This window comes from Pseudoxanthomonas sp. LjRoot204_2 (assembly GCF_056175765.1).
Window position 1 is genome coordinate 1 of record NZ_JBGFFG010000524.1, and the last position, 2,054, is coordinate 2,054.

The following is a 2,054-nucleotide window of genomic DNA, read 5'->3' on the forward strand; positions in this document are numbered from 1 at the left end:
GAGTAGAACCACCCTCTTCCGCTGACGCATGCACCTCTTTGGTGAAACGTTGGATGTTTTTCGGTGTCGCGACACCGTTAGTGAGAGAAGAACCACCCTCTGAGGTGGAACGTTGGACCTTAGTGAGAGAAGAAACACCGATTTAGGCGGAACGTTGGACCTTTTTCGGTCTCGCGACAGCTTTAGTGAGAGAAGAGACACCGTAAGTGTTAGAAGAAACCCTCTCGGAGGGTCATGTGAGGCCCTTTTTGGCTGTCGCGAGGATGTTTGTGTGAGAAGAAGGTGGGCCAGGGCCAACCCTACGCCCTCCCGGCGGGCGATACGCCGCGATGATCGACGTTCGTGGATGGGCAACGCCCGGCTGAAATCGGATCTGATCTGCGCCCAGCGGTTGGCATTATCGGCGTCGCATCAGGCAACCGCCACACGCCATGCAGGTGGTCGCGCAACATCACGAGGGCCAGCACGTCGAATGGTCGTGCCGCCCTCGCTGTGCGGAATGCTTCGCACAGCAAGTCGGCACGAGCGACCAACAAGCGACGACGGCGCTCCAGCAGGTTCACGGTGAAGAAGTAGGTGCCGCCTGGAAACGATGAGCGGCGGTAGTTTGACATGACCGCAACGTGCCTGCGTCATGACTTGTGCGCTGTCGTCCCAGCCAGCGCATCGGTCTCGGACAAATCCGACACCTTCCCAACGCAAACCGGTGAGCCAAGGCCCACCCTACGAGATGCGCTCTCACAGCCCCGCAACCGACTACGCCACCACACGTAGGGTTAATCCCTCAGTCTCGCTTGCTCGCTCTTCAATCGTTCCGATATCTCTACATCAAGAGAAAATGCGTGAACTTCCCATATCTGAAGCGGAAGAATCATCGCCCTCAATAGCGAATTGCAAACAAGTCCCGCCCAGACAACGCCAACCCATAGAGGAAGATGCGCGCCGTCCGCGCTTATGGCGACAGAAAAAAGACAAAATAATGAAGAAAATATATGGGAAACAAGAGTAATGCACTGAGATAGAACCAAGTACGAAACTTTGTCCCGCACGGTTTGTAACTCATCACTGCTTAATGCAGACAACCCATTTGGCTTCCCAGTAAACAATATTGTTGTAATCATAAATCCGGAAAGAATTGCAAGAACAGTCAACGCTGCCCGCAGAAGATCGCCGTCTAGCAATGGCAATACTCCGTACACATACTTATTGAATAGATAAAAAAATAATGAACCAAGCCCAAAAGGAATCAGTAATGACCAGAAAGTCTTTGCTACCCCATGAGCTGTCTTAGCCAATGTACCCCATAAATCATGACCAGCCTCAGCGGCAGCCAACCACTCATCAGGAACGAGAAGATTCTTAATCTTCATCATCCGACCCTGCGAGGTAGTACCCATCCCTTAGGTCGCCATCCACATTCAACGGCCCCTTCTTCTTCGGATTTCTCAATGCGATGCTGTAATGGACTAATGCCTCATGAACCTCATTTGCGTAGGGCCTACCAAACATGTCAGCACCTATGGTGTAACGCTCTTGTTCGCGATACTGACTCAAATCGGTGACTGATGTTCCACCAGGAAAAACAATCTTGACATTGTCGATAGCTTCTTCGTCTTCAAATTCATCGAAAATTGCGTCAACGTCTTTTTCGTTCAAATTTGAATCATCAGAAGACCAACTAATTTGAACCTTATCCGCACCGCGAATACCTTTCCTGACACCAGACAGCAGCTTGGCAAACTTGTTTGTTGACTTCACTTTCGGCACGAGTATTGAGGCAACAACCTTATCTACACCACCTTTCGACGCAATGATGCTATCCAAGCGCTCAGAACCAACATTGACGAGATGAGGAACAGGGTGCTTTGGATCTTTTAGAACGTTTCGAATTATCGTTTTGAGAAGGTGAGGCAGCACTTGAACGGCCGAAGTGTTACCCGCCTTCTCAACAATCACAGCTTTTCCAAACAAAAGAACTCTAAATCGATAGAGAGCCTCGTCACTTGCAGCCTTCTTAGCTATACCTTTCTTCGCAGCTGCCAACTGGACAGCAT

Annotated in this window: 2 protein-coding genes; both read right to left on the reverse strand. The window is 50.3% G+C overall.

The features are described 5' to 3' along the window. Positions 1–776: 776 nt before the first annotated feature. Positions 777–1,370, reverse strand: coding sequence for a hypothetical protein (locus AC04L7_RS17445; RefSeq protein WP_435998087.1), 594 nt, complete (start codon positions 1,368–1,370; stop codon positions 777–779). Continuing rightward, the coding region (locus AC04L7_RS17450; RefSeq protein WP_475513537.1) for a hypothetical protein at positions 1,360–2,054 on the reverse strand (695 nt) is incomplete at its 5' end. The genes AC04L7_RS17445 and AC04L7_RS17450, both read right to left, overlap by 11 nt.

Coding starts and splice junctions, on each gene's coding strand:
- AC04L7_RS17445 (WP_435998087.1), bottom strand. CDS start 1,370: ATGAAGATTAAGAATCTTCTCGTTCCTGATGAGTGGTTGGCTGCCGCT.